22 protein-coding genes are annotated in these 22,889 nt (G+C 39.4%); 16 read left to right on the top strand and 6 right to left on the bottom strand.

The genetic code is table 11. The features are described 5' to 3' along the window. The first annotated feature begins 8 nt into the window (after positions 1 to 8). From X781_RS11330 to X781_RS11310, 5 genes are all read left to right on the top strand, one after another. Positions 9 to 1,187, top strand: a complete 1,179-nt coding sequence (locus tag X781_RS11330; RefSeq protein ID WP_025236948.1) for a serine hydrolase — start codon at positions 9 to 11, stop codon at positions 1,185 to 1,187. 114 nt (positions 1,188 to 1,301) lie between these two features. Beyond that, positions 1,302 to 1,598, top strand: a complete 297-nt coding sequence (gene ybeD / locus X781_RS11325; RefSeq protein WP_025236947.1) for a DUF493 family protein YbeD — start codon at positions 1,302 to 1,304, stop codon at positions 1,596 to 1,598. A gap of 59 nt (positions 1,599 to 1,657) precedes the next feature. Then, positions 1,658 to 2,311 (top strand): lipoyl(octanoyl) transferase LipB, encoded by a 654-nt coding sequence (lipB, locus tag X781_RS11320; protein WP_025236946.1) that lies wholly within the window; start codon positions 1,658 to 1,660, stop codon positions 2,309 to 2,311. A 14-nt stretch (positions 2,312 to 2,325) separates the two neighbouring features. After that, a complete protein-coding gene (gene lipA / locus X781_RS11315; RefSeq protein ID WP_025236945.1) occupies positions 2,326 to 3,321 on the top strand; it encodes a lipoyl synthase in 996 nt (331 codons plus the stop codon). 137 nt (positions 3,322 to 3,458) lie between these two features. Continuing rightward, on the top strand, positions 3,459 to 5,195 hold the full coding sequence (locus X781_RS11310) for a P-loop NTPase fold protein (RefSeq protein WP_025236944.1): 1,737 nt from the start codon (positions 3,459 to 3,461) through the stop codon (positions 5,193 to 5,195). 60 nt (positions 5,196 to 5,255) lie between these two features. On the opposite strand, the gene modF is transcribed toward X781_RS11310, so the two are convergent. Together modF and fmt are read right to left on the bottom strand one after the other, a co-directional pair. Then, complete coding sequence (modF, locus tag X781_RS11305) at positions 5,256 to 6,725, bottom strand: molybdate ABC transporter ATP-binding protein ModF (protein ID WP_025236943.1); 1,470 nt, start codon at positions 6,723 to 6,725, stop codon at positions 5,256 to 5,258. Positions 6,726 to 6,743: 18 nt separating this feature from the next. Beyond that, on the bottom strand, positions 6,744 to 7,694 hold the full coding sequence (gene fmt / locus X781_RS11300; RefSeq protein ID WP_025236942.1) for a methionyl-tRNA formyltransferase: 951 nt from the start codon (positions 7,692 to 7,694) through the stop codon (positions 6,744 to 6,746). Positions 7,695 to 7,805: 111 nt separating this feature from the next. Between fmt and X781_RS11295 the strand changes: the two genes are divergently transcribed. The 4 genes from X781_RS11295 (at position 7,806) to mscL (ending at position 10,959) form a co-directional block, all read left to right on the top strand. After that, complete coding sequence (locus X781_RS11295) at positions 7,806 to 8,417, top strand: YigZ family protein (RefSeq protein WP_025236941.1); 612 nt, start codon at positions 7,806 to 7,808, stop codon at positions 8,415 to 8,417. A 3-nt stretch (positions 8,418 to 8,420) separates the two neighbouring features. After that, positions 8,421 to 9,905: a TrkH family potassium uptake protein gene (locus X781_RS11290; RefSeq protein WP_025236940.1), complete on the top strand. Its 1,485-nt coding sequence runs from the start codon at positions 8,421 to 8,423 to the stop codon at positions 9,903 to 9,905. Next, positions 9,905 to 10,432: a menaquinone-dependent protoporphyrinogen IX dehydrogenase gene (hemG, locus tag X781_RS11285; RefSeq protein WP_025236939.1), complete on the top strand. Its 528-nt coding sequence runs from the start codon at positions 9,905 to 9,907 to the stop codon at positions 10,430 to 10,432. The genes X781_RS11290 and hemG overlap by 1 nt, the downstream gene beginning before the upstream one ends. A gap of 131 nt (positions 10,433 to 10,563) precedes the next feature. After that, entirely contained in the window at positions 10,564 to 10,959 is a 396-nt protein-coding gene (mscL, locus tag X781_RS11280) for a large-conductance mechanosensitive channel protein MscL (protein ID WP_006251148.1), read from the top strand. Between the two features lie 112 nt (positions 10,960 to 11,071). Here mscL and rpsT read toward each other — a convergent pair whose 3' ends face one another. Further along, entirely contained in the window at positions 11,072 to 11,335 is a 264-nt protein-coding gene (gene rpsT / locus X781_RS11275; RefSeq protein ID WP_025236938.1) for a 30S ribosomal protein S20, read from the bottom strand. A 265-nt stretch (positions 11,336 to 11,600) separates the two neighbouring features. Here rpsT and murJ point away from each other — a divergent pair, with 265 nt between their 5' ends. Together murJ and X781_RS11265 are read left to right on the top strand one after the other, a co-directional pair. Next, on the top strand, positions 11,601 to 13,178 hold the full coding sequence (murJ, locus tag X781_RS11270; RefSeq protein WP_025236937.1) for a murein biosynthesis integral membrane protein MurJ: 1,578 nt from the start codon (positions 11,601 to 11,603) through the stop codon (positions 13,176 to 13,178). Next, positions 13,179 to 13,640 (top strand): methyltransferase family protein, encoded by a 462-nt coding sequence (locus X781_RS11265; RefSeq protein WP_025236936.1) that lies wholly within the window; start codon positions 13,179 to 13,181, stop codon positions 13,638 to 13,640. It abuts the gene before it with no gap. Between the two features lie 76 nt (positions 13,641 to 13,716). Here the strand turns inward: X781_RS11265 and X781_RS11260 are convergent, their stop codons facing one another. After that, the gene (locus X781_RS11260; RefSeq protein WP_025236935.1) at positions 13,717 to 15,732 is read right to left on the bottom strand and encodes a BCCT family transporter; all 2,016 of its coding nucleotides are present in this window, start codon (positions 15,730 to 15,732) and stop codon (positions 13,717 to 13,719) included. A gap of 180 nt (positions 15,733 to 15,912) precedes the next feature. On the opposite strand from X781_RS11260, the gene X781_RS11255 reads away from it, so the two are divergent. Further along, on the top strand, positions 15,913 to 17,088 hold the full coding sequence (locus X781_RS11255) for an MFS transporter (protein WP_025236934.1): 1,176 nt from the start codon (positions 15,913 to 15,915) through the stop codon (positions 17,086 to 17,088). A 6-nt stretch (positions 17,089 to 17,094) separates the two neighbouring features. On the opposite strand, the gene rarD is transcribed toward X781_RS11255, so the two are convergent. Both rarD and epmA read right to left on the bottom strand, forming a co-directional pair. Then, entirely contained in the window at positions 17,095 to 17,991 is an 897-nt protein-coding gene (gene rarD, locus X781_RS11250; RefSeq protein WP_025236933.1) for an EamA family transporter RarD, read from the bottom strand. Positions 17,992 to 18,075: 84 nt separating this feature from the next. Then, positions 18,076 to 19,059 carry an elongation factor P--(R)-beta-lysine ligase gene (gene epmA / locus X781_RS11245; RefSeq protein ID WP_025236932.1) on the bottom strand — a complete coding sequence of 328 codons (984 nt, stop codon included), beginning with the start codon at positions 19,057 to 19,059 and terminating at the stop codon, positions 18,076 to 18,078. 332 nt (positions 19,060 to 19,391) lie between these two features. On the opposite strand from epmA, the gene frdA reads away from it, so the two are divergent. From frdA to frdD, 4 genes are read left to right on the top strand one after another with little or no spacing between them, the layout of a single operon-like run. Continuing rightward, positions 19,392 to 21,194, top strand: a complete 1,803-nt coding sequence (frdA, locus tag X781_RS11240) for a fumarate reductase (quinol) flavoprotein subunit (protein ID WP_025236931.1) — start codon at positions 19,392 to 19,394, stop codon at positions 21,192 to 21,194. A 15-nt stretch (positions 21,195 to 21,209) separates the two neighbouring features. Further along, entirely contained in the window at positions 21,210 to 21,941 is a 732-nt protein-coding gene (locus X781_RS11235; RefSeq protein WP_025216380.1) for a succinate dehydrogenase/fumarate reductase iron-sulfur subunit, read from the top strand. Between the two features lie 9 nt (positions 21,942 to 21,950). Further along, positions 21,951 to 22,343 carry a fumarate reductase subunit FrdC gene (frdC, locus tag X781_RS11230; protein WP_025236930.1) on the top strand — a complete coding sequence of 131 codons (393 nt, stop codon included), beginning with the start codon at positions 21,951 to 21,953 and terminating at the stop codon, positions 22,341 to 22,343. Positions 22,344 to 22,356: 13 nt separating this feature from the next. Then, positions 22,357 to 22,704: a fumarate reductase subunit FrdD gene (gene frdD, locus X781_RS11225; RefSeq protein WP_025236929.1), complete on the top strand. Its 348-nt coding sequence runs from the start codon at positions 22,357 to 22,359 to the stop codon at positions 22,702 to 22,704. Positions 22,705 to 22,889: the final 185 nt, after the last annotated feature.

Below are 22,889 nucleotides of genomic sequence, written 5' to 3'. Positions count from 1 at the left end.
ACGAATTTATGAAAAAAACATTAGTGAAAGCCTTCAGTGTTGTTAGTCTTGCGGTATCAAGCATTGCTTACGCTGATTTAAATACCAACTTTAACCTACAAGCTCCACAAATTAATGCACAAACTTATATTTTGATGGATTACAACTCCGGAGAAGTATTAGTGAGCTTAAACCCTGACCAACGTCAATATCCGGCATCATTAACGAAAATGATGACTAGCTATGTGGTAGGCGAAGCATTAAAAGAAGGGAAAATCAGCAATAGCGATATGGTTACAGTTACGGAAAACTCTTGGGCACAAAAGTTTCCGGGTTCTTCATTAATGTTCTTAGATTTGAACACTAAAGTTTCTGTTGCAGATTTAATGAAAGGCTTGATTATCGTGTCAGGTAATGATGCATCTGTAGCTCTTGCGGAACACGTTTCCGGCTCTGAAGCCGCATTCATTAATGAAATGAACAAATATGTACAGCAATTCGGGTTGAAAAATACACATTTTACCACTGTGCACGGCTTAGATCACCCGGAGCAATATTCTTCAGCTCGTGATATGGCAATTATCGGAGCTCATATTATTCGCGACCACCCTGAAGAATACAAAATTCACGCAGAAAAAGAGTTTCAATATAACATCAAAAAACCACAACCAAACCGCAACGGCTTATTGTGGGATAAAACAATTCAAGTTGATGGTTTGAAAACAGGTCATACTGATAAAGCCGGTTATAACTTAGTAGCTTCAGCGGTTAATCCAAATACTCGCTTGATTTCTGTTGTAATGGGCGTGCCAACTTATAAAGGGCGTGAAGTTGAAAGTAAAAAATTACTCCAATGGGGTTTTGCCAATTTTGAGACTATCAAATCACTTCCAGCGGCACAATCTGTTGCAGAGCAAAGTGTTTATTATGGTGAAGTAAACAAAGTGCAGTTAGGTTCGGTACAAGATAGTTTTGTAACCATTCCAAAGGGCAGAGCGGCAGACTTAAAAGCTCGTTATGAGTTAGAGAAGAAAAACCTTGAAGCTCCTTTAGTAAAAGGGCAAGTAGTCGGTAAAATGATTTACCAATTAGATGGTAAAGATGTGGCAAGCACTAACTTACAAGCACTACAAGATGTTCCGGAAGCCGGTATTTTTGGCAAAGCGTGGGATTGGATCGCTTTAACTGTGAAGAGCTTATTTGATTAATCTTGTAATTAAAAATTTCATCCCCATTTAGTGTGGCACAAAATCAAGCGGTGTGATTTTGCAAAAAATTTGCAAAATTTCACCGCTTACCGTTTACAAAATAAGGATAAAAAAATGCAATCAAAAGCCGTGAATTTACAAGACTTACCACAAGCAAAATTAAAAGATTTATTAGAGTTTCCGTGCAATTTCACTTTTAAAGTAGTGGGAGCAAACCGTGCAGATTTAGTTGATGATGTAGTGGTGGTTACTCAAAAATATGCCAAAGGCGATTACAACCCTCGTGAACAAAAAAGCTCTAAAGGAACATATAACTCTGTTTCTATTGATATCATTGCGGAAAATATCGAACAGGTAGAAACGCTCTATACGGAACTCGCTAAAATTAACGGCGTAAGAATGGTGTTATAAGTAAGGGCGAATTGTATTCGCCCTCAATTTTTCAATAACGTTACGTTGGAAAATAGAAAATGAAATTGATTATTCGCCGACTTGGCATTCAACCTTACGAAGGCGTTTGGCATCAAATGCAAGCCTTCACAGATGGGCGTAATGAGAACACGCTTGATGAAGTCTGGCTGGTTCAGCACCCTGCCGTGTTTACACAAGGTTCGGCAGGTAAACCTGAACATCTGCTGAATTCAACTAATATTCCTGTGGTGCAAAGTGATCGTGGAGGGCAAATTACTTATCACGGCGAAGGGCAGCAGATTATGTATGTGCTGATTGATATCAAGCGACTGAAATCTCAAGGTAGAGAGGTATCGGTTCGAGATTTAGTTACAGCACTGGAGCAAACGGTCGTGAAAACGCTTGCTGATTATGGCATTGAGAGCTATCCAAAAGCTGACGCACCGGGTGTTTATGTGAATGAGAAAAAAATCTGCTCGCTTGGTTTACGCATTCGTAAAGGTTGCTCTTTTCACGGCTTGGCTCTCAATATTAATATGGATTTAACGCCTTTTAGAAACATTAATCCTTGCGGTTACGCAGGGCTTGAAATGTGCCAATTGAGTGAGCTAATCAACCACAAGGATTTAACTTGTGAAGAGGTTTCTCCCAAATTAGTCGCCCACTTTAGTGCGATTTTGGGCTATAATGACATACAATTTATTAACAACTAGGATATAAAATTTTAATGGTTACGGCTACAGCTCAAGTTACGGCAAAAAAAATGAGCCCTTTTAAAATGGAAAAAGGGGTGAAATATCGTGATGCCGCTAAAACCTCCGTTATTCAAGTCAGAAATATTGATCCAGACCAAGAATTACTCAAAAAACCGGAGTGGATGAAAATCAAACTGCCGGCAAACTCGGCAAAAATTGATAGCATCAAAAACGGTATGCGTAGGCACGGATTGCACTCGGTGTGTGAAGAGGCTTCTTGTCCAAACTTACACGAATGTTTTAATCACGGGACGGCAACCTTTATGATTATGGGGGCAATTTGTACCCGTCGCTGCCCATTCTGTGATGTGGCACACGGAAAGCCACTCCCACTTGATCCTGATGAACCACGCAAAGTGGCAGAAACTGTGCAGGATATGAAACTCAAATATGTGGTGATTACCTCGGTGGATCGTGATGATTTGCCGGATCGTGGTGCGGCTCATTTCTCGGCAACGGTACGTGAAATCAAAGCGTTAAATCCAAACTGCAAAGTGGAAATTTTAGTACCAGACTTCCGTGGACGTGTAGAACAAGCGGTCGAAATTCTGAAGCAAAATCCGCCGGATGTGTTCAACCACAACTTGGAAAATGTACCACGCTTATACCGCGAAGTTCGTCCAGGAGCAGATTATAAATGGTCGTTAGAGTTGCTGAAAATCTTCAAACAAGAGTTTCCTGATATCCCAACCAAATCAGGTTTAATGGTGGGACTTGGCGAAACCAACGAAGAAATTTTAGAAGTAATGCAAGATTTACGCGACCACGGTGTAACAATGCTGACCATCGGTCAATATCTACAACCGAGCCGCCACCACCTCAAAGTGGAACGTTACGTTCCGCCGGCAGAGTTTGATATGTTCCGTGAGGAAGCCGAAAAAATGGGCTTTGAACACGCAGCGTGCGGGCCATTTGTCCGCTCTTCCTACCACGCCGATTTACAGGCGAAAGGTGAAGTGGTGAAGTAAATTGTAGGGGCGAATAATTATTCGCCCTTTATTTTTGTAAAGTTTTAGAAAATAATCTTTTGAATAATATAGAGATAATATCATTTTTTAAGAGTATATTATTCAAATTAACAAAAATCACTAAAGGAAAATAGATTATGAATACACATATAACTGAGTATTTAGATTTATATCTTCAGAGGGAAAATACTCAATATGCGACATTACTAATTGGTAATTGGGGGTGTGGTAAGACTTATTTTATTAAGGATTATATAAATCAAAAAGAGAGAAAAGATAAAGATATATATAAATTTATTTATATAAGTTTGTTTGGACTTAAATCTATTTCAAGTGTAAATTCCGCTATATTTGAAAGTTTACATCCTATTCTTGGTAGTAAGCCTGTAAAGTTTTTAGGTGGGGTTTTACAACATGCAGTTAAGGTTGGGTTTAGAGTTGATATATTTGGAGATGAAAAAGATAAAGAAAGTACAATAAATTTTGATTTTAGTAAAATAAATCCATTAGAAAATAGAGATTATAAAGAGTTGGTATTTGTTTTTGACGATCTAGAAAGAACTGGAATCCCTCTTACTGAGATACTTGGGTTTATTAATTTATTATGCGAACAATCAAATTCAAAAGTAATTGTAGTTTCAAATGAAAAAGAAATTAGTGAAGATAAAATTTATAATAAGTTTAAAGAAAAGTTAGTTGGTAAGACTCTAGTTGTAGAAAATAATGAAAGGGATTTTTGGATAAAATATAAAAATAAATATCATGATAAAATAAATGATGATAGATTGGATGTTGTTAAGGAGGTTTTTAAAAAATTTGGAGATGGGAATTTCAGGATTTTAGAAAAAACAACAGAAGATTATCTTGATTTTATAAGAGGGATTTCTTCTAATTTTCTAGAAAATAGTTCATTTGATAACTGGCTAATAAAGGATTTTTTCTCTTTGTCATTGAAGTTTAGACAATTAAATAATTTTGATGATGTTATAACATATATGGAAAAAAGAAATTATTATAAGCATGCAATGTTTGATAATAAAGAGTGGGAGGATATTATTACTGGATTCTATCAAAATTATGAAAGGCTAAATGAAAAAATTTCAACTTTTCCTATATTCAAGATAGAGGAGAATGCTTCTTGGAAAAATTTATGGCGTTATCTGGCATTAACTAATAATGAGTTCCAAGAAAATATGGAAGATATGCTAAAGCGATTCAAGAATTATGAGTATAATGATATAGGTGTTTTAGTTCACGTTATTAATCTAATTGTTCTTTTTATTGACCAAAAACTTTGTAATATTATAGATATCGATGAAATTAAGCAAATTGTTGGTGAGTATATAGCCAAAAATATGGATAATCCAGCTTGGGCTGATAGTATGATGGTTAGATTTAATGGAACTGGTTTGGGATATGTTAATGAAAATGATCCTGATGTAAAAGAAATAGTAGATCAGATATATGATGGGATTGATAAAATAAAACAACATCAAAAAATCGTGAAAGCAGAAAACTATTTTGATCAGGCATTAGAGAATATTAAAATTGGAGATTGGAGAAGTCTAGCTGGGCTTTATGAATGGTTTGAAAATACTACCTTTTTAGGTGAGGTTGATATATCTAAATATAGAAATATATTAGAAAATGGATTCTATGCATATAATTTTTGTAATTATTTAGAATATCGATATGATAAAAAACAATATGATTTCTTTGAGAAGGAAAGTATTTTTTTAAATGGAATAAAGATTTATATAGGTAATAACCTTAATTCTACTGAATTTGATGATTTCGAAAAGATGAAATTTAGGGAAGCTATAAGAATTTTAGATGAAATTTATTCTAAAAATGAGAAGAAATCTAAAGTATAGGCTATAAAATACTCCTAATAATTTAAAAATTGAGGAGTAGGGTAGGCTTTAAATCTACCCTTATCTGTTTAATTGCCGATATTCGTACCCCGATTCATTCGTTTCCCCTTTCGCCACAAACTCAAACAAATGCGTAATGCAGTTTGGGGCATCACTGTCTTGGTGAGACACAAATAAAAGCTGGGTTTGGCTGTTATTGACGAGCTGTTCGATAAACTGTTTCACCAGTTTGCGGTTAATGCCGTCCAAGCCTTGTAGCGGTTCGTCCAAAATCAAAATCGGCGGGTGTTTGACCATTGCTCGGGTAATCAAAAGTAAGCGTTGTTGCCCCCACGAAAGTGAACGGAACGGTTTTTTCGCCACGTTCGCTAAATTCAGCCATTCCAGCCACTCCATTGCTTTGAGCTGTAAGCTGTTTGGGATCTGCTGATAAACCCCGATACTGTCAAAAAAGCCGGAAATAATCACATCAATCGCTGCACAATTTACCCGATAATCCATATGTAATTGGCTGCTGACATAGCCGATATTTTTCTTAATATCCCAAATAGTTTCGCCGCTGCCTCGTTGGCGACCGAACAGGCGGACTTTGTTGGCATACGCTTGCGGATGATCGCCGGTGATAATCGAAAGCAGAGTTGATTTGCCTGCCCCATTTGGTCCTTTAATCCACCAATGTTGTTTAGGGTGAACTGTCCAGCTGAGATTATCTAAAATCTTCTTCTCTCCATATTGGATATTCACATTTTCCAGCTCAAACGGATTGATATTTTCAGGTAGAGAAGTAAGTGGAGCAGCACTTTCCGGCAGTGGTACATTTACATTTTCTTCTGCAAATTTTAGCTGAGAATAGACCGCTTGTTGTTCAATTTCTGCTCGATGACCTTGCAAAATCAGTGATAAGTTATCTAACAAGGCAATATGATCAGCGGCATCAGGAATGTCATTGAAACGGTTTACAATCAGTACCAACGCCATTTTGCGTTGCAGTTCTCCGACCAACTCCATCCAGTATTTGACCGATTGCTGATCTAAGCCTTCAAATGGTTCATCTAAAATCAGTAAATCAGGCTCACTGACTAACATTTGGCAAAATAGCACTTTACGGCTTTCGCCTGTGGAGAGATGAATAAAAGGACGTTTCAGCAAATGTGTAATATGTAGTTTTGCTGCATATTCCTCACATAATGCGGTTTTAGAGCTACCGTTTAAAATCACTTGGCGTGCTGTTAAGCCGAAATCATCGGGGGAGATAGTATCGTTGTTACGATCTTTGAAAATCTGCTCAATAATTTTTTGTTGTTGCTCGAAAGAGAGTAGCTGAATATTTTGAAAGCGGTTTTCATATTGTCCTGAATATAGCGAGAGCTTGCCTTGTAAGGCAAGAGAAAAAGCTGTTTTGCCCGAGCCGTTGCCGCCTACAATTACCCAAAAGGTATTTGGTTGAATAGTGAGTTCATCAATGGTTAGCTTTTGATGTTCAGCAAGCGAAAATTGAGCATCTTTAATGGTTAAATGTTGTGAGTGCATATTTATTTTTCTCTGAAATTAAAGTTGTTCGCCTACTTTAAACCAATCCGCTCTACCATTGAGGAAATCTTGCACCAACATCGGTTTTTTGCCTGCGGGTTGAAGTTGAGTGATATTCAACACACCCTCTTGAGTTGCAATTTGAATGCCTGTTTTATCTACACTTAAGATTGTGCCAGTGGGCTTGTTTTGATGAGGTAAGACTGTTGCTTGGTAAACTTTAATGCTTTGTTCAATTCCTTCCACCTCTAACGTTAAAAAACTAATAGGCCACGGGTTGAAGGCTCGGATATTACGCTCTAGCTGTATAGCAGATAAATTCCAATCCAATTTTGCTTCTTCTTTAGAAAGTTTCTCCGCATAGTTAGATTGGCTTTCGTCTTGCTTTTGTGCTTTGAATGTCTGATTTTCTAAGCCATTTAATACCTCAAGTAACGCAGGAGGAGCAAGCTCGGCAAGTTTGGCGTAAAGCGAGGCGGAGGTTTCATTAGGCTCAATCGGTGTTGTTACTTTATGTAGCATATCGCCAGTGTCTAAGCCAATATCCATTTGCATAATGGTTACACCTGTTTCAGTATCCCCCGCCCAGATAGCACGCTGAATTGGAGCTGCTCCACGCCAACGTGGCAAGAGTGAGCCGTGAACATTTAAGCAACCATATTTAGGGGCATTTAATACCACTTCAGGCAATATTAAACCGTAAGCGACTACCACCATTACATCCGCATTTAAGGCTTTAAGTTCTGCTTGAGCTTCTTCTTTACGGAGCGATTTCGGTTGAAAAACAGGAATGTTATGAGCTTCAGCAAGCTGTTTTACCGGGCTTGCTTGTAATTTTTTGCCTCGTCCAGCCGGTTTATCCGGTTGGGTGTAAACGGCAATCACGTTATGTTCGGAATTTAATAAAGCTTGTAAATGTTGAGCGGCAAAATCAGGCGTGCCGGAAAAAATAATATTGAGTTTTGACATAGTGTATTTGTTCAGTTATCAGTGAAAGGGTTATTAAACCACTAAACAGCACAAATAAAAAGTGGCTTTAATGTGGTATTATTACAAGGTTAAAATTAAGAGATACAAACAATGGAATTTTTTATCCCCAAAGCGGATACAATTTTTGAAGAAGAGATTAAAAAAAGCCGTTTTATTACCTATCTCCGCCATACAGAAGGAATGGAGCAGGCAAAGGCATTTTGGCAAGAGCTGAAAATGCAGCATCCACACGCTCGTCATTGGTGTTGGGCAACGGTTGCCGGCACGCCGAATGATTCCCAACAATACGGCTTTTCTGATGATGGCGAACCTTCAGGCACGGCAGGTAAGCCTATGCTCAATTACTTATTGGGCTCAGGCTTGGGCGAAATTACTGCCGTTGTAGTGCGATATTACGGAGGCATTCAGCTTGGTACAGGTGGGTTGGTAAAAGCTTATGGTAACGGCGTTCAGCAGGCATTATTGCAACTAGAGCGAGTTCGCAAAGTTTTGCGAAAAAACTACCGCTTGCAGTGTGAATATGAGCAGTTTAATACCATTTCACATCTGATCAGCGGACGAGATATTGATATTATAGAGCAACATTTTGGGGAGAAAGTGGATTTATTGCTCGCTTTTAACCCGATAGACTTTGAGCCATTTTCTGATGAGCTTACCCAGCGTTTTTCGGGCAAACTGACTTTAATTAAAGAAGATATCTAATTTATGCAATTTTTTTCCATTATTCGTATTGTCGGCATTTTAGTGATGTGCTTTTCGTTCACAATGCTTGTGCCGGCAACAGTTGCCCTGATTTATGGCGATGGCGGTGGGCGAGCCTTTTTAGAAGCCTTTGCCTTGAATTTTTTAGTCGGCACATTGCTTTGGTGGTTGTGTCGCCACAATAAAAATGAGCTACGCTCCCGAGAAGGTTTTTTAATTGTAGTTCTGTTCTGGGTAGTGTTAGGGCTACTGGGGGCTGTGCCTTTTATTATTTTAGAAAACCCCGATCTCAATGTGGCGGAATCGATTTTTGAATCTTTTTCCGGCTTAACCACCACTGGGGCAACGGTAATTACAGGGTTAGATAGTCTCCCGAAAGCGATTTTGTTCTACCGCCAATTCTTACAATGGCTAGGTGGAATGGGGATCATCGTATTAGCGGTAGCAATTATCCCATTACTTGGTATTGGTGGAATGCAACTTTACCGTGCCGAAATGCCCGGTCCGCTCAAAGAGCAAAAAATGCGACCTCGTATTGCAGAAACGGCGAAAGCGTTGTGGATGATTTATCTCAGTTTAACTTTATTATGTGCTTTTGCCTTTTGGCTGGCAGGAATGAGTACCTTTGATGCGATTTCACATAGTTTCTCAACGGTTTCGATTGGTGGATTTTCCACCCACGATGCCAGTATCGGCTACTTCAATAGCCCGGCGATTAACTATATTACTGTCTTTTTCTTACTGCTTTCCGCCTGTAACTTTGCCTTGCATTTCGCAGTAATTGACCGCTTGCGTGATAAGCAATCCAGAAAAAGAGGGGATATTTTAAGTCGTCTTTACTGGGGCGATTACGAATTCCGCTTCTTCTTAATGGTACAATTTGGACTGTTTTTGGTTTGTACGATAGTGCTAATGGCGTACAGTTATTTTGATAATGCTTCGGTAACTATTAGCCAAGCGTTATTCCAATCGGTTTCAATTTCTACCACCGCAGGTTTTACTACCAATGATTTCAGCCAATGGTCTTCTTTTTTACCGACTTTGCTGGTGCTTGCATCATTTATTGGCGGTTGTGCCGGCTCAACAGGTGGAGGTTTGAAAGTAATTCGGGTATTGTTGCTCTATTTGCAAAGTAAACGTGAAATCCACCGCTATATCCACCCGAATGTAATTCAACCAATCAAATTAGGAAAACACGTGCTTTCGGAACGTGTTGTAGACGGCATTTGGGCGTTTTTTTCCGCCTATTTCTTTGTGTTTGTCGTTTGCTGGCTTGCCTCAATTGCTTGCGGAATGGAAACCTTTGATGCTTTAAATGCAGTGATTGCCACGCTCAATAATTTAGGTCCTGCATTAGGTAGTGTGAGTAGCAATTTCACCCAAGTGCCGGACAGTGCAAAATTGGTACTCACTTTTGCGATGGTATGCGGGCGTTTGGAAGTATTTACCTTACTGGTTATTTTAAGCCCTGTATTTTGGAAAGACTAATGAAAACTCTAATTCTCTATTTTACGACCGATGGTCAAACAAAAAAGATTGCAGAACGATTGGCGGATGCCATCACACACGAAGTTGAGCTGATTTCTCTTAAAGAGCAAGCGGTCAATTTTGCTGAAAAAATTGCAAATGCCGATCAAATTGTGATTGGTGCTTCCATTCGCTATGGGCATTTTAACTCGCTGGTTTATCAGTTTGTGGAACAGCATTATGTGGTGTTAAATCAGAAGAAAACAGCTTTTTATGGCGTAAATTTGACCGCTCGTAAAGAGAATCGAAGTACACCGGAAACTAACACCTACGTGCGTAAATTTTTAGCGAGGGTGAAATGGCATCCGACTGATGTGGAAGTGTTTGCCGGAGCGTTACTTTATCCACGCTATACTTGGTTTGATCGTATGATGATTCGTTTTATTATGAAAATCACCAAAGGCGAAACGGACACTCGCAAAGAATATGAATATACCAATTGGCAACAAGTAGAAAATTTTGGCAAAAAATTGAGCAGCCGGTTATAATTCTAATGACTTAGATCAAAAAATGGGAATTTGAGTAATAGGTATAAATTTTCAAATTTTTGATTATAATAGCCGTCCTCTGATCTGATGAGGATCACATTTTAACCTAATTAAACTAAAGGAAAGCCCAAATGAGTATTTTAAAAGAGTTTCGTGAATTTGCCGTAAAAGGTAATGTTGTTGATATGGCTGTCGGTGTGATCATCGGTGGAGCATTTGGTAAAATTGTATCGTCATTAGTGAGCGATGTAGTTATGCCACCAATCGGTTGGTTAATCGGTGGTGTAGATTTCAAAGATCTTGCTATTGAAATTGCACCGGCTAAAGAAGGTGCGGAAGCCGTAATGCTTAAATACGGTGCATTTATCCAAAACGTATTTGATTTCTTAATTATCGCACTTGCCGTATTCGGTATGGTGAAAGTGATTAACTCACTGAAGAAAGCTCCTGTTGTAGAAGAAGCACCGGCTGAGCCAACAGCAGAAGAGAAATTATTAACAGAAATCCGCGATTTATTGAAAAAATAATTATCTGATTTAAAAAGGCTATTTTAGAACTTACTAAAATAGCCTTTTTACTTTAGCTTTAGAAAATGAAAAAACCGACTATCGCTAGTCGGTTTTTCATATCTATTCGATATTACGCTAATTTTTTGATTTGCGCGCTCAATTTAGATTTGTGGTTAGCGGCTTTGTTAGCGTGGATTAAGCCTTTAGACGCCATACGGTCTACGACTTTTTGCATTTCAACGAAAGCGGCTGTTGCTACTGCTTTATCACCGGTTGCTACTGCTGCGTATACTTTTTTGATGAATGTACGCATCATTGAGCGTTGGCTTGCGTTGTGTTGGCGGCGTTTTTCAGATTGAACCGCACGTTTTTTTGCTGACTTGATATTAGCCAAGGTCAAACTCCTAAAATATCTGTGTAAAAATTAGATATAAACCGATTTTCGGTTTATATTGCCTATCGATAGTTTTTAATTCATTTTCAACGAGACACGTGCTTGAAAATAACACCGTTTTTCTGATAGAAAACGATAGGGCGAGATTTTAACAGTTTTTTTCTGATTTTCCTATAACAAACTGCTAAAATTATGATCGATTTTTAGGATCGCACTACAAGCGGTCTGATTTTTCAATAATTTTACCAATATTACACTCTTTATTATGAGCAAAAAACTTTTAAAATCAGGAATGATCGTAAGCGGAATGACCTTAATTTCACGCATTTTGGGGTTAATTCGCGACATTGTGGTAGCAACCCTGTTAGGTACAGGTGTGAGTGCCGATATTTTCTTATTCGCCAACCGCATTCCTAATTTTCTCCGCCGTTTGTTCGCCGAAGGGGCATTTTCCAAAGCCTTTGTTCCCGTGTTGGCGGAATATAATGCCGATAATGACCTAAACAAAACCAGAGAATTCATTGCCAAAGTATCGGGTACATTGGGAGGCTTAGTAACTGTTGTTACCCTTGTGGCAATGGTTGCCTCGCCTGTGGTTGCCGCTTTGTTTGGTACAGGTTGGTTTTTAGATTGGTTGAATGATGGACCAAATGCGGAGAAATTTACCCAAGCTTCCTTTTTGCTGAAAATCACTTTCCCTTATTTGTGGTTTATCACCTTCGTAGCATTGTCCGGAGCAGTGCTTAATACCATCGGAAAGTTTGGCGTAATGGCGTTTTCGCCGGTATTGCTGAATGTGGCAATTATTGGTGTGGCGTTACTGGGTAGAGATTATTTCGACTCGCCGGATGTTGCTCTTGCGTGGGGGGTATTTTTAGGCGGATTGTTGCAATTCCTGTTCCAAATTCCGTTTATGAAAAAAGAGGGATTATTGGTTAAGCCAAAATGGGCGTGGAAAGATGAAGGGGTAACGAAAGTTCGTAAATTAATGATTCCTGCTTTATTTGGCGTTTCAGTTACCCAATTAAACTTATTGCTCAATCAAGTGATTGCGTCATTTTTGATTACAGGTTCGATTAGCTGGATGTATTACGCCGACCGCTTAATTGAGTTTCCACTCGGTTTATTCGGCATTGCGATTTCCACCGTAGTGCTGCCGAGCCTTTCCCGCATTGCCAAAAATAAAGATCTGACCGAATTACAGCGTGGCGAAAACTTTCAAAACACAATGGATTGGGGCGTGAGAATGGTATTATTGCTCGGTATTCCGGCAATGATCGGAATGGCGGTGCTTGCTCAGCCGATTATTATGACAATGTTTATGCGAGGCAAATTTGGCTTTGAAGATGTGCTGGCGACCTCTTATCCGCTCTATGTTATGTGTTTAGGGCTAAACAGCTATATGCTGATTAGTGTGTTGGCGAACGGTTTCTATGCTCATCAAAACACGAAAATGCCGGTGAAAGTAGGGATTATTGCCGCCATCAGCAATATCTTTTTCGGCTTGGTATTTGCACCGTTTTTGGGCTATATCGGCTTAGCATTGGCATCGGCTTGTTCGGCATTAGTGAATGTGAGTTTGCTTTACTTCCACTTGTCAAAAAGTGGTTATTATAAAGTAAGTCGTACCACCATTATTTTTGTATTAAAACTGCTGATTGCAGCTTGTGTGATGGGGGCGTTATTGGCTTATTTCACACCGGCGATTGAAACTTGGGCGTTAATGACGCTATGGCAGAAAATTTATTGGTTGGTTTGGCTGATGATTTTAGCCGCAGGTAGCTATTTTGTAGCCATTATTAGTTTAGGTATTCGTAAAAAAGACTTTAGAGCTGCGGAATAAATGTTGAAATTGAAAGTACCGCCGCCGGTTTGGTTTCTATTTTGTGCTGCGTTAATGTGGTGGATTGGGCGAGTTTTACCGGTCCATTTCCCCAATTATCAACACCCCATCATATTTATATTGGGAGCATTGATTGCGGTAATTGGGTTAGTGATTGCCATATCGGCGGTAGTTACGATGAGAAAAGCAGAAACAACATCTAGCCCTTTTCAGCCACAAAATACTTTTCAGATTGTGGATTGGGGGATTTATCGTAAAAGCCGAAATCCGATGTATCTTTCATTACTATTAGGCTTAATTGCGTGGGCGTTGTGGCTTGGATCGATTTTTGCGTGGTTTGTTTTGCCTCTATTCATTGGGTTAATTACCCATTTCCAAATTAAACCGGAAGAACAAATTCTCACCCAAAAATTTGGACAACGTTATTTAGATTATGCAAGTCGGGTGAGACGTTGGCTTTAAAATACAGGCGGTTAGATTTTAATGGAAATTTGCAAAATTTTCCGAAAATCTAACCGCTTGTTTAATCGTTTAAGACTTAGTCTAAATTATTAACATCAGCCGTCATTAAGTTGTGTGAGTTATCCATCGCTAAATTGATAAAGCGTTCATACTGTTGTAGCACGTCGGCAATTAATTCTTCTTTGGTCATATACTGCACATCATAGCCCTCTCGTCCGTCTAGGAAGTAGGTGATTGGCTCGTAAACCATATTTTCTTCAATATTCGGTAAGTTATCATCGCCTACTACTAAATCAGATAATTGGCGTGGTACGCTTTCAATACCGTAGATGAAATTGCGTAAATTCTCTTTTACCACCTCAAACTCTAATTTAGGGTTGGTTTCGTTAGTAAAGTTCATTTTTGCGGTTAAGCCGTAGCTTTCAAATTCCTCAATTAATTCAAGGAAAGCAGGTCTTGCAACTTTAATAAAGAAATGGCGAACATCTTGTTGTTTGCTTGGATTAATAATTTTTTCCAAACGTTGTTTCCAATCTTTTCCAGCCCAATTTTGGCTGCCTTGAGAAAGTTTTTTATTGAAGTATTGGTTATCAACCATTAAGCCTTTCCATAAGCCAACGCAGAGAATAAGCATAATGAATGTAAATGGTAGAGCGATAATCAAGGTCATTGTTTGTAGCGATGATAAACCGCCTGAATAAAGCAATGATAGAGCCAATACTGCTAATATCACACCCCAGAGAATAGTCTGCCATTTCGGGGCTTTTTCTTCGCCTTGTGAGGCAATACTGTTAAGTACAAAAATACCTGAGTCCGCGGAGGTAATGAAGAAAATTGAGATTACGACAACGGCAATGAAAGAAGCAATTGTGCCGAAAGGTAGTTGCTCAAAGAGTGTAAAGAGTAGTTGCTCTGTGTTATCGCTTACTGTGGCTAATGCCCCGGCGGTTTGTTGATCAAACCAGATAGCAGAGCTACCAAAGCTGGTCATCCATAAAATGTTAAACAGCGATGGTACGAATAACACGCCTAAAATAAATTCACGAATGGTTCTGCCTTTGGAAATTTTAGCGATAAATAAGCCGACGAACGGAGCCCAAGAAGCCCACCACGCCCAGTAGAGAACTGTCCAGCCACTTAACCAGCCTTGACTTTCAGGCTCATAAGCGAATGTTCGGAAACTGAGTTCTAGTAATGAGCTAAAGTAGTAGCCTAAATTCTCGGTTAAACTTGAGAACAGGAATAGCGTTGGACCCGTAATAATGACAAAAATCAGTAGTAAGCTCGCAAGGGTTAGATTGATTTCACTTAAAATTTTAACGCCTTTTCCAACTCCTGTAATAGCAGAGAATACGGCTAATGACATCGCCACAATAACCATTACGGCAAGCACCGCAAAACCAGTGTTTTCAATTAACCCTAAGTTATTAAAGCCGGCACTCACTTGCATAACCCCGAAGCCGAGCGTGGTAGTTAAACCAAAAATAGTGCTACAAAGGGCGATAACATCAATCGTATGTCCCCAAAAGCCTGAAATACGGTGCTTTAGTAGTGGGTAAAAGCCGGAACGAACCGTAAGTGGTAATTTGTATCTAAAACCAAAGTAAGCTAGAGCGAGGGCGATTACGCCATAAATTGCCCACGCGTGAATTCCCCAATGGTAGAAAGTAGTAACCATCGCTTCTTTTACTCGTTCTGCTTGCGTTAAATTTTCGTGTACAGGCTTGAGATAATGCAAAATCGGCTCAGCAACGCCAAAGTACATTAATCCGATACCCATACCGGCGGCGAATAGCATCGCAATCCAAGAGCCAAAACTAAACTCAGGTTCATCAGTATCTGCCCCTAATTTAATATCGCCTAAGCGGCTGACAGAAAGAAAAATCAGAAACAGAAAAAAGATTGAGCCGGCAAAAATGTAGAACCAACTAAAATTTTTAAAAAGGATATTTTTAATTGCATCAAGGGAGGCTTGTGCAGTCTGAGGAAAGACAATACAGAATATCGCCACAAAGCCGACAAAAAAGACACTAGGAAGGAAGATAGGTGCTTTAAAGGTACTTCCTGTTTGTAATTTTTTGATGAAATCCAATGGTATTTACCTCTATCATTTATTATTCAGGAGTCCGAATATAGCAAAAAGTTATAAAAATGACAAATTAGGTGGAATTTGTAATAAGCATAACTTTTGTAAAAAAGTCGTAAAAAGCAACCGCTTGCACATTCATTATTTGTGAGTAGAATATTTTTTATTTATAAAAACAAAAAGACAATGCATACACAACATAGTGCTCCCAAAATGGTTTTACCCATTTTACTTTTGATCTCCCTTTCTCATTTGCTGAATGATTTAATTCAGGCGGTAATGGTCTCAATTTACCCGATGCTGAAACAAAATTATCAACTGAGTTTTGCTCAAATCGGTATGATTTCGTTAATTTACCAAATTACCGCATCTATTATTCAGCCGGGTATCGGGCTTTATACCGATAAATACCCAAAACCGAATTTGTTGCCGATAGGTATGTTAATCACCCTTTTCTCTGTGCTTTTACTTGCCTTCGCTCCCAACTTTGGAGTATTGCTGATCGCGGCGGCTTTAATGGGTATTGGCTCAGCCACTTTTCACCCTGAAGCCTCTCGGGTTGCTAGAATGGCATCAGGCGGTAAATTTGGCACGGCTCAGTCGCTTTTCCAAGTAGGAGGAAATAGTGGCTCGGCGTTAGGTCCGCTCTTGGTTGCGTTATTTATTGTGCCTAAAGGGCAAAATGCAGTGATTTGGATTGTGGCATTTGCATTATTAGCATTGTGGATTTTATATAAAGTGAGTCGTTGGGTGAAATATGAAGCCAAGCCATTATTTGTTTCATCAAACCATATTCAGCAACGTTTGCACGGCAAGTTATTAGCCAGAGCATTATTAATTATTGCCTTATTAATGTTAGCGAAGTTTATTTATATCGCCAGCCTCAGCAACTATTTTACCTTCTATTTAATGGAAAAATTTCAGTTGAATATGGCAACTGCACAGCTCTATCTTTTTGTATTTTTAGGTGCTGTTGCAGCAGGCACTTTTGCCGGCGGACCGATTGGCGATAAGATCGGACGAAATGCGGTAATTTGGTTCTCTTTCTTAGGAATGGCACCTTTTGCGTTATTATTGCCTCACGCCGATTTGTTTTGGACGATTGTATGTGCGATTTTCGCCGGCTTTATTATGTCATCAGCGTTTTCGGCAATGGTGGTTTATGCTCAAGAAGCGGTGCCGGGTAGAGTTGGGCTGATTTCAGGTACAATGTTTGGCTTAATGTTTGGTATTGGCGGCTTAAGTGCTGCCGTATTAGGCTTTTTTGCTGACGAATACGGCTTAGATACTATTTTTAAAGTCTGTGCCTATTTGCCGTTGCTAGGCTTTGCTGCATTAGGCTTGCCGAAACGAAATATTTAATGCTTTTTAGTGTTGGGCTTTTGCTCTGGTTTTTTTCATACTGAGTAAGAAAATAATGACACCAATCCAAACCAAAATGTAGCCAACCGAACGTTCGGCAGAGAGTTTTTCATTAAAGATCAGCACGCCACATAAAAATTGTAATGAAGGTGAGATATATTGCAACATACCGAGTAAAGACATTGAAATGCGTCTTGCCCCCATTGCAAACCAAAGTAGTGGAATGGTGGTGGCAGCCCCTGAGCAGAGTAGTACCGTCATTTGCAAACTATTGAGTTCGCCGAATACTAAGATGTTTTGGTTATAACAAAAGCAAAGGTAGGTTATTGCAAAAGGCGACATCAGCAAGGTTTCAAGGGCTAAGCCTGATAATGGCTCCATTGGGGCGAGTTTACGGATCAGCCCATAAATACAGAAACTGGCAGCTAAAATGAGTGCTACCCAAGGAACTTGTCCCGCAGGAATTGCCAGCCATAAAATGCCTGCAATCGCAAAACCAACAGAAAGTAATTGAGCCTTATTTAATTGTTCTTTTAGTACCAGATAGCCAACAAATACATTCAAGATAGGGTTAATGAAATAGCCGAGACTGGCATCTAAAATATGCTCGTTAGTAATCGCCCACAAATAAGCCAGCCAGTTCAAGCCAATCATAAAAGAAGAAAGGAAGAAGATTCCCAGCACTTTAGGCTGTTTGAAGGCATTGATTACTGCTCGCCCCTGTTGGAAAATCAGCAATAGAATAATGGCAAACACGGCAGACCATACCACCCGTTGAGCTAAAATTTGCTCGGCAGGCATTCCCGATTGATTAATCGGATACCAATAGATCGGAAACATTCCCCACGTCAAATAACACAGCAGAGCATAGTGCCAACCTTGTAATGTGCCTGAAATATTCATTTTGCTTTCCTAAAACAGAGTGTACAAGCGGTCATATTTGTTGATTTTTTTGCAAATTGCAAATAACAAAATGCCATAAAAAAACTAGGCTTTTTCGATACCGAAAGAAATGACCTCTTCAATTTTCTTTGCATTCATCGCAAGCATTAAGAGCCTATCTACTCCCAGTGCGACCCCCGAACAGTTTGGAAAACCTGCTTTGAGAGCCGCTAGGAAACGCACGTCTAGCTGTTGTGGTTCAAGTCCCATTTTTTCTCGTTGTAAATTATCTTGCTCAAAGCGATGGATTTGTTCGTTTGCGTCGTCTAATTCGTGAAAACCATTACAGAGTTCTAAGCCCTTGTAATAAAACTCAAAACGCTCGGCAACACGGTGATCTTCCGAGCTTATCTGTGCTAACGCGGCTTGAGATGAAGGGAAGTGGTAAACCGCTGTTGGACGATCTTGTCCGATATTTGGCTCTACTACTTCACTGAATAAAAATTGCAGTAAGGTTTCACGATTTTCGTCATCTTCACATTGCAAACCGTGTTTTCTTGCTTTTTCGACTAATTGGGCTTTAGGGGTAGAGAGCGGATCTAACCCAACGTGGGTTTGGAATACAAATTGATAGCTAAAAGATTCCGCCGGTTCGCAATCTAAAATCTGTTGTAGTAAATCGTCCACTTCATTGATTAAACGATACATATCAAAATGCGGACGATACCATTCCAACATTGTAAATTCAGGATTATGGCGTTTGCCCGCTTCTTCATTACGGAACACTTTGCAAATTTGAAAAATCGGACCGCTGCCTGCCGCAAGCAAACGCTTCATATGGTATTCAGGGCTTGTCATCAAATGGAGTGTTTTCGCCTCGCTGCTAAACGGCGATAAAAATTGTGTGCTGAATGTAGAAAGATGTACATCAGTAACCGAAAATTCACTTAAAATTGGGGTTTCTACTTCTAAAATGCCACGATCGGTAAAGAACTTACGCAATTCAGCAATAATTTTAGCACGTTGAATGAGATGAGGGATTGAGGCGGTAGGTTGCCAATCAATGTTATCGAGTTGTAAATTATTCATAAAAAATGACCGCTTGAAAATGTATCACTATTTTAGCCTAAAAAAACGTATCGCCCTAGTTACTGAGCAAGAAAAAATAAAGCAAGTTTTTTAACTTTTCTGCAACAAATTATATTTTCTCATTTTAAACATTAGAAATTTTCTCTTTATAACTCTCCAATTAAGAGCCATTCTCAATACCTTTGTTATGCTTAGTTACCTTTTTTGAGGTAGATCACAAAATCGCATTTTTTATGTTAATAAATTGTAAAAACGGCTTATCTGATTGATTAAATAGTGGCAAAATAGAACCACTTTTAATGAATAAGTTTATTTAACTTTCGGAGTGCATTATGCAAAGTGTTAATTTTGATGTGGCGATTATCGGTGCCGGCGGTGGTGGCTTGCGTGCTGCCATTGCAGCGGCTGAAGCAAATCCAAATCTGAAAATTGCTTTAATTTCAAAAGTTTACCCGATGCGTAGCCATACAGTGGCAGCAGAAGGTGGCTCAGCAGCTGTAATTAAAGATACCGATTCTTACGATAATCATTTTAATGATACAGTGGGCGGTGGCGACTGGTTATGTGAGCAAGATATTGTGGAGTATTTTGTGGAGCATTCACCGATTGAAATGACACAGTTGGAGCGTTGGGGTTGCCCGTGGAGTCGCCGTGAAGACGGTGAAGTAAACGTTCGCCGTTTCGGTGGAATGAAAATTGAGCGTACTTGGTTTGCTGCAGATAAAACCGGCTTCCACATCTTACACACTTTATTCCAAACTTCGATTAAATATCCGAACATTGTCCGCTTTGATGAACATTTCGTACTAGATATTTTAACCGACAATGGCGAAGCTCGCGGTTGTGTGGCGATGAATATGATGGAAGGCACTTTAGTGCAAATCAACGCAAATGCAGTTGTGATTGCAACTGGTGGTGGTTGCCGTACTTATCGTTTCAACACTAACGGCGGTATTGTAACCGGCGACGGTTTATCAATGGCGTATCGTCACGGTGTGGCTTTGCGTGATATGGAATTCGTTCAATATCACCCAACCGGCTTACCGAATACCGGTATTTTGATGACGGAAGGTTGTCGTGGTGAAGGCGGTATCTTAGTGAATAAAGATGGCTATCGCTACTTACAAGATTACGGTTTAGGACCTGAAACGCCAATCGGCAAACCGGAAAACAAATATATGGAATTAGGTCCGCGTGATAAAGTTTCTCAAGCGTTCTGGCAAGAGTGGCGTAAAGGCAATACCTTAAAAACTGCAAAAGGTGTTGATGTAGTTCACTTAGATTTACGTCATTTAGGTGAGAAATATTTACTTGAACGTTTACCGTTTATTTGCGAATTAGCGAAAGCTTATGAAGGCGTTGATCCTGCGAAAGCTCCAATTCCAGTTCGTCCTGTTGTTCACTATACAATGGGTGGTATTGAAGTGGATATGAATGCAGAAACGTCAATTAAAGGCTTATTTGCAGTAGGTGAATGTGCATCATCAGGCTTACACGGGGCAAACCGTTTAGGTTCTAACTCCCTAGCAGAATTAGTGGTATTTGGTAAAGTTGCGGGTGAAAATGCAGCTCGCCGTGCGTTGGAAGTAACTTCTCGTAATCAACCACAAATTGATGCTCAAGCAAAAGATATTGTGGCTCGTTTACATACGTTGGCAAATCAAGAAGGTAATGAATCTTGGTCTGATATTCGTAACCAAATGGGCGATGCAATGGAAGAAGGTTGTGGTATCTACCGTACACAAGAAAGTATGGAAGCTACTGTGAATAAAATCCAAGAGTTAAAAGAGCGTTATAAAAATATTAGTGTGAAAGATAAATCAAGCGTGTTTAACACCGATTTACTCTATAAAATTGAGTTAGGTTTTATCTTAGATGTTGCTCAGTCTATTGCTTGCTCTGCGGTGGAACGTAAAGAATCTCGTGGTGCACATCAACGTTTAGATTATGTTGAACGTGATGATGTGAATTACTTGAAACATACACAGGCTTTCTATAACGCAGATGGTACACCAACCATTAAATATAGCGATGTGAAGATTACTAAATCACAACCAGCTAAACGTGTGTACGGTGCAGAAGCGGAAGCACAAGAAAAAGCGAAAAAAGCAGCAGAAGCTCAAGCACAACAATAGAGAAGGAGCAGTAAAATGGCAAATTTAGATAAAATGACCATCGAAGTGCTACGCTACAATCCGGAATCAGATAGCGAGCCACATTTAGATAGATATGAAGTGCCTTATGATAGCCAAACTTCACTATTAGATGCACTGGGTTACATTAAAGACGAGCTTGAGCCTGAGCTTTCATACCGTTGGTCTTGCCGTATGGCGATCTGCGGATCTTGTGGGATGATGGTAAACGGTAAACCAAAACTGGCGTGTAAAACATTCTTACGTGATTACAGCGGCTTTATGCGAATTGAACCGCTTGCTAACTTCCCGATTGAGCGTGATTTAGTAGTGGATTTAAGCCACTTTATTGATAGCATTGAGGCAATTAAACCTTATGTGATTGATAACAAAGCACCGGAAGGTCAGCGTACTAAACAAACACCGGCACAGTTAGAGAAGTATCGTCAATTCTCAATGTGTATTAACTGTGGTTTATGCTATGCAGCTTGCCCTCAATTTGGTTTAAACCCTGAGTTCATCGGTCCTGCGGCAATTACATTAGCTCATCGCTATAACCTGGATAACCGTGATAACGGACGTGAAGAGCGAATGAAATTGCTCAGCAGTAAAAATGGGGTGTGGAGTTGTACTTTTGTGGGCTACTGCTCAGAAGTTTGTCCGAAACACGTTGGTCCTGCTTCAGCCGTGAACCAAGGCAAGCTAGAAAGTGCAAAAGATTATGTTATCTCAATGATCAAACCGAGATAGGAGGAAGAAATGTCAGCAACAAAACGTAGACCTTATGTTCGAGGAATGAAAGCAAGCTGGTGGAAAAAACTTGATTTCTACAAAATGTATATGGTGCGTGAAGCGACCTGTCTTCCAACGGTTTGGTTCTGTATCGTACTATTTTATGGTGCAGTTGCATTAAGTAAAGGCACATTCGCAACCGACTTTGTAGATTTCTTACAAAATCCATTTGTGGTTGTACTAAATATCATCTCGCTTGCAGCAATGTTTTACCACGCGGCAACACTTTATGTAATGACACCTGAAGTGATGTCAGTTATGGTAAAAGGTAAACATCTACCGGTTTCTGTCGGAAGAAACATTCTTTGGGCTGCAACAGGTGTAATTAGCTTAATTGCATTAATCTTAGTTTATATTTAAGAAGGGGAAGAAAATGAGTTTAGATCAAAACCCAAAACGTTCAAATGAACCACCTGTCTGGTTACTCTTTAGTGCTGGCGGTATGATTAGTGCATTATTTTTTCCTGTAGTAATTTTTATTATCGGCTTATTGTTACCGTTTGGATTAGTTTCGCCTGATAATATTATTGCTTTTGCCCATACTTGCATCGGAAAACTGACTATTATGGCATTAGCTATTTTCCCAATGTGGGCGGGTATGCACCGTATCCATCACGGCTTGCACGATCTGAAAGTTCACACACCGGCGGGTAATGTGATTTTCTATGGATTATCTATCTTATATACAATCCTAGTGATCATCGCTGTAGTGCAGATCTAATTTTGGAAGACCATCTTACATAAAGATGGTCTTTTTTATCTTTTTACAAGCGGTCGAATTTACAAAGAAATTTGCAAACATTATGAATTCTGCTGATAAAACGATCGCTTTGTATTAAATATCTTCAAAAAAGATCTTTTTTAAAATTTTTTGCAAAAAACACTTGCGTTCATTTTAGATTTCTC

Source organism: Mannheimia sp. USDA-ARS-USMARC-1261, assembly GCF_000521605.1.
Lineage (GTDB): Bacteria > Pseudomonadota > Gammaproteobacteria > Enterobacterales > Pasteurellaceae > Mannheimia > Mannheimia indoligenes.
This window is presented reverse-complemented; position numbering and strand designations above follow the sequence as displayed.

Coding starts and splice junctions, on each gene's coding strand:
- X781_RS11330 (WP_025236948.1), top strand. CDS start 9: ATGAAAAAAACATTAGTGAAAGCCTTCAGTGTTGTTAGTCTTGCGGTA.
- ybeD (WP_025236947.1), top strand. CDS start 1,302: ATGCAATCAAAAGCCGTGAATTTACAAGACTTACCACAAGCAAAATTA.
- lipB (WP_025236946.1), top strand. CDS start 1,658: ATGAAATTGATTATTCGCCGACTTGGCATTCAACCTTACGAAGGCGTT.
- lipA (WP_025236945.1), top strand. CDS start 2,326: ATGGTTACGGCTACAGCTCAAGTTACGGCAAAAAAAATGAGCCCTTTT.
- X781_RS11310 (WP_025236944.1), top strand. CDS start 3,459: ATGAATACACATATAACTGAGTATTTAGATTTATATCTTCAGAGGGAA.
- modF (WP_025236943.1), bottom strand. CDS start 6,725: ATGCACTCACAACATTTAACCATTAAAGATGCTCAATTTTCGCTTGCT.
- fmt (WP_025236942.1), bottom strand. CDS start 7,694: ATGTCAAAACTCAATATTATTTTTTCCGGCACGCCTGATTTTGCCGCT.
- X781_RS11295 (WP_025236941.1), top strand. CDS start 7,806: ATGGAATTTTTTATCCCCAAAGCGGATACAATTTTTGAAGAAGAGATT.
- X781_RS11290 (WP_025236940.1), top strand. CDS start 8,421: ATGCAATTTTTTTCCATTATTCGTATTGTCGGCATTTTAGTGATGTGC.
- hemG (WP_025236939.1), top strand. CDS start 9,905: ATGAAAACTCTAATTCTCTATTTTACGACCGATGGTCAAACAAAAAAG.
- mscL (WP_006251148.1), top strand. CDS start 10,564: ATGAGTATTTTAAAAGAGTTTCGTGAATTTGCCGTAAAAGGTAATGTT.
- murJ (WP_025236937.1), top strand. CDS start 11,601: ATGAGCAAAAAACTTTTAAAATCAGGAATGATCGTAAGCGGAATGACC.
- X781_RS11265 (WP_025236936.1), top strand. CDS start 13,179: ATGTTGAAATTGAAAGTACCGCCGCCGGTTTGGTTTCTATTTTGTGCT.
- X781_RS11255 (WP_025236934.1), top strand. CDS start 15,913: ATGCATACACAACATAGTGCTCCCAAAATGGTTTTACCCATTTTACTT.
- rarD (WP_025236933.1), bottom strand. CDS start 17,991: ATGAATATTTCAGGCACATTACAAGGTTGGCACTATGCTCTGCTGTGT.
- epmA (WP_025236932.1), bottom strand. CDS start 19,059: ATGAATAATTTACAACTCGATAACATTGATTGGCAACCTACCGCCTCA.
- frdA (WP_025236931.1), top strand. CDS start 19,392: ATGCAAAGTGTTAATTTTGATGTGGCGATTATCGGTGCCGGCGGTGGT.
- X781_RS11235 (WP_025216380.1), top strand. CDS start 21,210: ATGGCAAATTTAGATAAAATGACCATCGAAGTGCTACGCTACAATCCG.
- frdC (WP_025236930.1), top strand. CDS start 21,951: ATGTCAGCAACAAAACGTAGACCTTATGTTCGAGGAATGAAAGCAAGC.
- frdD (WP_025236929.1), top strand. CDS start 22,357: ATGAGTTTAGATCAAAACCCAAAACGTTCAAATGAACCACCTGTCTGG.